General features: G+C 40.4%; 4 protein-coding genes. All 4 read right to left on the bottom strand.

Annotated features, from left to right (window positions below; translation table 11 throughout):
• Nucleotides 1-13 precede the first annotated feature (13 nt).
• Complete coding sequence (locus EAE90_RS17835; RefSeq protein ID WP_214054604.1) at nucleotides 14-1,519, bottom strand: hypothetical protein; 1,506 nt, start codon at nucleotides 1,517-1,519, stop codon at nucleotides 14-16.
• A 537-nt stretch (nucleotides 1,520-2,056) separates the two neighbouring features.
• Nucleotides 2,057-3,553 carry a hypothetical protein gene (locus EAE90_RS17840; RefSeq protein WP_214054605.1) on the bottom strand — a complete coding sequence of 499 codons (1,497 nt, stop codon included), beginning with the start codon at nucleotides 3,551-3,553 and terminating at the stop codon, nucleotides 2,057-2,059.
• A gap of 398 nt (nucleotides 3,554-3,951) precedes the next feature.
• The gene (locus EAE90_RS17845; RefSeq protein ID WP_214054606.1) at nucleotides 3,952-5,457 is read right to left on the bottom strand and encodes a hypothetical protein; all 1,506 of its coding nucleotides are present in this window, start codon (nucleotides 5,455-5,457) and stop codon (nucleotides 3,952-3,954) included.
• 682 nt (nucleotides 5,458-6,139) lie between these two features.
• A partial coding sequence (locus tag EAE90_RS17850; RefSeq protein WP_214054607.1) for an Ig-like domain-containing protein occupies nucleotides 6,140-9,264 on the bottom strand: 3,125 nt, incomplete at its 5' end.

Raw genomic sequence — 9,264 nt, forward strand, 5'->3', positions numbered from 1 at the left:
CAATCAGTTAAATTTATTTCCTAGGTGGAACAGTATCAATCTGTCCAAACCAAATCTTAGATTCTTTTTTGCCTACGCTGTAAGTGATATAAACCGAGCCTGGAGTACCATCACTATATGAATCTACATTAGTAAAAGGCGTCTGACCAAGCAGAATAATAGTCTCTCCAGCCTCTACTTCGTCAGCAGTTACCGTATGCGGTTCAAGAGAATAAATCTTTGAGGATGGATTCTCATTTACAATACCATTAACGTAAACACGTATATTGATAACACTATTTACCTCTATTCCGTTGTTTTTACCCACAGCAATATGAGCATCCAACCCTCCACCTAAAATATATTCAAGATTAATTTTACCTGGCCAACCAAATTCCTCCTGTCGTTTATGATTAAAAATTCTAGGTCTCGCTAATATACGCCTAATCTCTGGTGGCTCATTCGGTACTGACCTCGTTAAATCAAAATAGAGGGCAGATGACATAGTGATATTTCCCACTGCATCAGCAATATAATAATATAACTCATTATCACCAACATTTGGAATATTGGCATATGGAACTGGAATAAATAAATTATCCAACTGATTCAGATCATTAATGACAGCAGACACACTTGGCGTTTCATTATTACCTTCTCTGATCATTAGGAAAACTGTGTCTTTCGGTTTAACACCTTCATAAAATGGGATACTCACATGAAAACCTGTACTACTATTTCCTATTGATGGCGTTAATTTATTACCATTCAGCTCTGCAATATCTGGTGCCGCAAGGGTTGGATCAATGTCCTCTATAATAAAAAGAATATTTGATAAAGGTTTCTTTGAAAAATCAGGCAATTCTGTGAACATATCAACTGTATAATTACCATTCTCCTTCTTGCTGGGGAAAATCTTTAAAGCAACAAAACCATTTTTATCCGTATTAATATAGTATTTATTATTATCGTAATTTAGAACAAGAGGCAATATTTCTTCCGTAATTTGATTTCCATCATACCCAAAAACACGCACTAAATTATCAATTACCAGAGGGATTTGAAAATAGGGTAACGGCTCATTTTTTTCACTCAACGCATAGATATTAATAAGCAGGCTGCCATTAAATTCAGAAGGCTCCTCATCATCTTCTGCCGGAGATAAATCTTTTATCAACGAATCGCCAATAATGATAGGTTCAAACGCTGCATGTGAAAAACCATTTTTATCAATAGGATGAAACGCAATTTCCAATTTAGCATTCGGGTCCGTAGTATTATCCATTGAAAATACTATGGTGAAATCACCGGCACCAGAATTGGCAGTAACAACAAATTTTGCAGTACAAGTATTATTTTCTACATCTCTTGAAATATGAGCAGTCTCATCAAAACGGATATTTTCTGGGGTATTATACACTATATCCGTCGTTTCCGTTACTTTATGAGACTCATCACCTGAATAAGTCACCGTAATAACAACCGGGCACTCTTCTAAAACCGTTATTCCTGAAACGATATCTGTTGTAAGTGTCGACATATGAAACCTCATATTAAAGTTAAACATCAATCAGTAAAAAACATTTAATTTTCTGTCAAAATAATGCGTTTATACAACGATGCCTACTCTCTATTACCTCCTTCCTGTTTGTCACATAAATTATTTATTTACTTTAGCTATTAACGTAATAGCAACAAATCCACTACTCATAACATAAGCTTTATATCGAAATATACCCTATATAGTTACAATATATCTGGGATTAAGATTACAATAATTGCTAAATCGCTTTTCGCCATGCCTGCCATTATTAATACTGTCACCATTAATTCCATGATTTATTGTTGAAGATAAAATGACAACGCCTAATAAAACATTATAGCTCGGTAATAAAAAAATCGCCAGTTCACAAATAAGAAATATGTTCGGCGAAATGGAAAATGTTTACGCATTTCCCAATAAACAGGTAAAAGCTCAATCAACCAAATCTATTGTCCAAGTGGAACAATATCAATATGTCCAAACCAGATCTTAGATTCCTTTTGACCTAGCTTGGCACATCACCACGATATGAGTCTACGGAACAGTATCAATGTATCCAAACCAAATCTTAGATTCTTTTTGGCCTACACTGTAAGTGATATAAATCGAGCCTGGCGTACCATCACGATGTGAGTCTATATTAGTAAAAGGAGCCTGACCAAGCCGAATAATAGTCTCTCCTGCCGCCACCTCTTCGGCAGTTACCGTATGAGGATCAACAGAATAAAGTTTCGAAAATGGATTCTCATTCATAATACCATTAACGTAAATACGTACATTGATAACATTATTTACCTCTATTCCATTGTTTTTACCTACAGCAATATGGGCATCCAACCCCCCTCCTAAGATACCGTCAAGATTAATCTTTGCTGGCCACCAAAATTCCTCCTGTCGTCTATGATTAAAAATTCTAGGTTTCGCTAATATACGCTGAACCTCTGGTGGTACATTTGGTACTGACCTCGTTAAATTAAAATAGAGGGCAGATGACATAGCTATATTTCCCGTTGTATCAGAAATATAATAATATAACTCATTACCACCAATATTTGGAACGCTGGCATATGGAACTAAAATCAACGGATTATTCAACTGATTCAGACCAGTAATTACGGCAGACGCACTTGGCGTTTCGTAATTATCCTCTCTGATCATTAAGAAAACTGTGTCTTTCGGTCCAGCACCTTTATAAAATGGGATACTCACATGAAAACCTGTGCTGCTATTTCCTACTAATGGCGTTAATTTATCACCATTCAGCTCTTCAATATCTGGCGTTATAAGCGTCGGAGCAATGTCTTTTGTAATAAACAGAATATTTGATGAAGATTTCTTTGAAAAATCCGGCAATTCTGTGAACATATCAACCGCATAATTCCCCTTCCCTTTCTGACTGGGGAAAACCCTTAAAGCAACAAAACCGTTTTTATCCGTATTAATATAATATTTATTAATACTTAATTTTCGAATAAAAGGAGATATTTCTTCCGTAATTTGTTCTCCATCATACCCAAAAATACGCACTATCCTATCTGTTACCAGAGGAATTTGAAAATAGGGTAACGGCTCATTCGTTTTACTCAACGCATATATATTGACGAGGAGGCTGCCATTAAACTCAGAAGGCTCCTCATTATCTTTTGCCGGAGATAAGTCTTTTATCAACGAATCACCAATGATTATGGGTTCAAATGCTGCATGTGAAAAATCATTCTTATCAATAAAATGAAATACTCTCTCCAATTTAGCATCGGGGTCCGTAACCTTATCCATTGAAAATGTTATGGTGAAATCACCGGCACCAGAATTAGCAGTAACAACAAATTTCGCAGCGCAAGTATTATTTTCTATATCTCTTGAAATACGAGGAGTCTTATCAAAACGAATATTTTCTGGGGTACTATACACTATATCAGTCGTTTCCGTTACTTTATGAGTATCATCACCTGAATAAGTCACAGTGATAACAACTGGGCACTCCTCTAAAACCGTTATTCCTGAAACGATATCTGTTGTAAGTGTCGACATATTAGACCTCATATTAAAGTTAAACACCAATCAGTAACAAACACTTAATTTTCTGTCAAAATAATGCGTTTATACAACGATGCTTACTATCTATTACCTCCTTCCTGTTTGTCACATAAATAAATTATTTACTTTAGCCGTTAATGTAATAACAATAAATCTCTACTCGAAACATAAGCTTTATACCCAAATATACCCTATATAGTTACAATATATCTGGGGTTAAAATTACGGTAATTGTTAAATCACTTTTCACCATATTGACCATTATTCATACTGTCACCATTAGCTCCACGATTACTTGGTTGAAAATAAAATAACAACGATTAATAAAACATTATAGTATGCAATAAAGAAATCGCCAGTTCACAAATAAGAAAAAGCTCAATCAGTTAAATTTATTGTCCAGGTGGAACAGTATCAATGTATCCAAACCAAATCTTAGATTCTTTTTGGCCTACGCTATAAGTGATATAAACCGAACCTGGCCTACCATCACGATACGAGTTCACATTAGTAAAAGGTGCCTGACCAAGCGGAATAATAGCCTCTCCAGCCGCCACTTCGTCAGCAGTTACCGTATAAGGCTTAACAGAATAAAGTTTCGAAAATGGATTCTCATTGACAATACCATTAACATAAATACGTACATTAATGACATCATTTACCTCTATTCCATTGTCTTGACCCACAGCAATATGGGCATCCAACCCTCCTCCTAAGATATCCTCAAGATTGATCCTCGCTGGCCAGCCAAAATCCAACTGTAGCATATGACTAAAAATTATGGGTGCAGCTAATGTACGATTAATCTCTGGTGGTACATTTGGTGCTGACCTCGTTAAATTAAAATAGAGGGCAGACGACATATTTATATTTCCCGTTGTATCAGAAATATAATAATATAACTCATTACCGCCAATATTTGGAATGCTGGCATATGGAACTAAAATAAACGGACTATTCAACTGTTCCAGATCAGTAATTACGGCAGACGCACTTGGCGCTTCGTAATTACCTTCTTTGATCATTAAGAAAATTCTATCTTGTGGTCTAACACCTTCATAAAATGGGATACTCACATGAAAACCTGTACTACTATTCCCTATCGATGGTGCTAATTTATTACCATTCAACTCTTCAATATCTGGCGTTGCAAGGGTTGGAGCAATATCTTTCGTAATAAACAGAATATTTGATGAAGATCTCTTTGAAAAATCCGGCAATTCTGTGAACATATCAACTGCATAGTTCCCCTTTCCTTTCTGACTGGGGAAAATCCTTAAAGCAACAAAACCGTTTTTATCCGTATTAATATAATATTTATTACTACTTAATTTTCGAATAAAAGGAGATATTTCTTCCGTAATTTGCTTTCCATCATACCCAAAAATACGCACTATCCTATCCGTTACCAGAGGAATTTGAAAATAGGGTAACGGATCATTTGTTTTACTCAACGCATATAGATTAACGAGGAGGTTGCCATTAAATAATGAAGGTTGCTTGTCATCTGCTGCCGGAGATAAGTCTTTTATCAACGAATCACCAATGATTATAGGTTCAAACGCTGCATGCGAAAAACCATTTTTATCAATAGTATGAAATGCTCTCTCCAATTTAGCATCGGGGTCCGTAGCCTTATCCATTGAAAATTCTATGGTGAAATCACCAGCGCCAGAACCAGCAGTAACAACAAATTTTGCAGTACAGGTATTATTCTCGACATCTCTTGAAATACGAGGGATCTTATCAAAACTGGTATTTTCCGGGTTATTGTATACTATGTAAGTCGATTCCGTTACTTTGTGAGTATCATCGCCTGAATAAGTCACCGTGATAACAACTGGGCACTCCTCTAAAACCGTTATTCCTGAAATTATATCTGCTTTAAGTATTGACATATTAAACCTCATGTTAAAGTTAAACACCAATAAGTAACAAACACTTAATTTCTATCAAAATAATGTTCTTCTACAATGATGCTGACTACCTATTATTCTCCTTCCTGTTTGTCACGTAAATAAATTATCTACTTTAGCCATTACTGTAATAGCAATGTATTCTTTATCCAAAAGGTATTATAAAGTGGGATACAGCGCTTCTTCCTCATATTCAAGAAACTAAGTCAGAAACTACCAGCATATGAGTCCACATATAAAAAAAGCGACTGACCAAGCTGAATAACACCTACTCCAACCTCCGCATCTTCCTTGATTCATGTATGAGGATCAATAGCAATAAATACTTAATCTAACTCCTCTCACACAATATCATCAGCGTAAACACTTACATTAATAACATCATCTACATTGATTTCAAGTTCCGGCCCTACCTTTGTGATCGCTCATTAGGGACTGAATCGCTTAAAATAACGAGAAGGTAGCATGTCTATGTTTTCACTATAAGTCACAGTAATGGCAATTGGGCACTCTTCTAAAATCGTCATTCCTGAAATTATATCTGCTGTAAGTGTTAACATATTAAACCTAATATTAGAGTTAAACACCAATAAGTAACAAACGCCTAATTTTCTATCAAAATAATGCGCTTCAACAATAATGCCTACTACCTATTATTCCCTCCCTACTCCTCACATAAAACTACATAAGCCACTGCATTTACATCTTTCTTATCCAACAAATGAGCTTGAATTTTTTTGTTATTTATTTGTAGCCCTCCCATTGTTATTCCCTCAGCAGGTAGAGTCTGGCCTAATAAACCTTTCTCAATAAGATTCAAATTCAAACTATTAACCAGATAATCAATTGAACTACCAAGATCACTCTCCTTTATCCTATTTCCTTTTGTACACCAAGGTAAAGGTTGACTCTCGTCAATACGACTCTTTACATCAGGGTAACCAATCCCCGGCCCTGTGTAGCTAGAATCATCAATAATTACAAAGTGGTCAATTTTCACATTGGGAATAACATATTTTAAATATCGACCAGATATTGAGTGTGTAAACGTCGCAGTTAATGTAGCCGTTCCTGCTTTTTTAACGCTAAAATCACCTTGTAACGCCTCAACATCAACTACGCTCTTATTACTTGAATCATATACTTCATTATAATCAGCCATATGTGATTCCCTCGACAAATACTCAGGTTTAAACATCATTCCTTCCCAGCCAAAGTTCATTCTTTCCTTTGGTACTGAACGCCCGAGCGGTTCTCCATCTTTATGGTGATAATCCAATATAAAGAAGTTAGCAACATCCTGCTCATTAGCCTTAATTTCTACCGTTTTATTCTTAGAACCAACAGATGAATCATTCACTTTGGCCGTTACCATAACAGCAACAAACCCGCCACTTTTGCTATATATCTGATATTGCGCTTTCCCATCAGCATCTGTTTTACCATCACCCACTACCTGAGTAACTAGGTTTTTATCAGTGATGGTAACTCCCTTACTATTTGTTGCACTCCAGGCCACCGCAACACCGCTTTTCGCCTGCCCGGAAAAATCTTTTACTGTGGCAGTAAAGGTATAAGTATGCCCCTCGCCTTCTCCTTCTGTTACGTGATCTGGGCTAACAGTAAGAGAAGCAAGCTCATCAGGGCTAATAAAACTGACTTTTTTATCCGCATTCACCGGCGTCTGCTGAGTAGCCGTCTTTGCAGACACTTGTACATCAATCGCTACCACCGTACTGCTTAACGTCGCCGTCACCTGCCCCTGCGCGTTACTCACCGAATTGCTCTGTTTCGTCAAGGTTAACCCCTCAACCGTTGGCTCTGTCTGCCAGTCAATATCGATTGATTTATCCACCACCGGCTTGCCATATGCATCTTCCACTGTTGCCGTGAAGGTGTAAGTATCAGTACCTCCGTTGTAGAGCGGACCATCTTTGTCCACCGTTACATGGGTAACATGATAGCTAGTGCTCAGATCCTCAAAGCTGACCTTTCGATCAGCCTCGACCCACGACGGGTTCGCCGCCGCTTTCGCCGATACCTGCACATCCTTCACCGCCGCCGTGCTGGTTAAGGTCGCCGTCACCTGTCCCTGCGCGTTACTCACCGAGTTGTTCTGTTTCGTCAGGGTTAACCCCTCAACCTTTGGATCTGTCTGCCAGTCAATCTCAATCGGTTTATCCGCTACCGGCCTGCCATGCGCGTCCACTACCGTCGCCGTGAAGGTATAACTGTCCGTGCCGTTGTTGTAGCGCTTCTTGTCTTTATCCACTTCCACCGTCACGCCGGTGATTTGATAACTGAGGCTCAGCTCCTCAAAGCTCACCGGGCTATCGGCCTTGACCCATAACGGGTTCGCCGCCGCCTTCGCCGATACCTGCACATTCTTCACCGCCGCCGTGCTGGTTAAGGTCGCCGTCACCTGTCCCTGCGCGTTACTCACCGAATTGCTCTGTTTCGTCAGTTTTAGCCCGTCAACTTTTGAATCGGTCTGCCAGTCAATATCGACCGGCTTACCCACCACCAGATTGCCGTGCCCGTCCTTCACTGTCGCCGTAAAGGTATAACTGTCAGCGCCGTTGTTGTAGTGCGCCTTGTCTTTATCATCCGCATCCACCGTCACGCTGGCGACATAATAGCTGGCGCTGTACTCCGTAAAACTGACTTTTCTATTCGCGTTCTCCGCCGTCTGCTGGGTAGCCGTTTTCGCCGATACCTGCACATCAGATACCACCACCGTGCTGGTTAAGGTCGCGGTCACCTGTCCCTGCGCGTTACTCACCGAATCGCTCTGTTTCGTCAAGATTAACCCGTCAACCGTTGGCTCTGTCTGCCAGTCAATGTCGACCGGTTTACCCACCACCAGATTGCCGTGCCCGTCCTTCACCGTCGCCGTGAAGGTATAACTGTCAGCGCCGTTGTTGTAGTGCGCCTTGTCTTTATCATCCGCATCCACCGTCACGCTGGCGACATAATAGCTGGCGCTGTACTCCGTAAAACTGACTTTCTCGTTCGCATTCTCCGCCGTCTGCTGGGCAGCCGTTTTCGCCGATACCTGCACATCAGATACCACCACCGTGCTGGTTAAGGTCGCCGTCACCTGTCCCTGCGCGTTACTCACCGAATCGCTCTGTTTCGTCAGTTTTAACCCGTCAACTTTTGAATCGGTCTGCCAGTCAATGTCGACCGGTTTACCTACCACCAGATTGCCGTGCCCATCCTTCACCGTCGCCGTGAAGGTATAACTGTCACTGCCGTTGTTGTAGTGCGCCTTGTCTTTATCCGCATCCACCGTCACGCTGGCGACATAATAGCTGGCGCTGTACTCCGTAAAACTGACTTTTCTATTCGCGTTCTCCGCCGTCTTCTGGGTAGCCGTTTTCGCCGATACCTGCACATCAGATACCACCACCGTGCTGGCTAAGGTCGCCGTCACCTGTCCCTGCGCGTTACTCACCGAATTGTTCTGTTTCGTCAGGGTTAACCCATCAACCGTTGGATCTGTCTGCCAGTCAATGTCGACCGGTTGACCCACCACCAGATTGCCGTGCCCGTCCTTCACCGTCGCCGTGAAGGTATAACTGTCAGTGCCGTTGTTGTAGTGCTCTTTGTCTTTATCCATTTCCACCGTCACGCCGGTAACCCGATAACTGAGGCTCAGTTCCTCAAAGCTCACCGGGCTATCGGCCTTGACCCACGACGGGTTCGCCGCCGCCTTCGCCAATACCTGCACATCCTTCACCGCCGCCGTGCTGGTTAAGGTCGCCGTCACCTGCCCCTGCGCGTTAC

This window comes from Photorhabdus caribbeanensis, assembly GCF_018448885.1.
Taxonomy (GTDB): Bacteria; Pseudomonadota; Gammaproteobacteria; order Enterobacterales; family Enterobacteriaceae; genus Photorhabdus; species Photorhabdus caribbeanensis.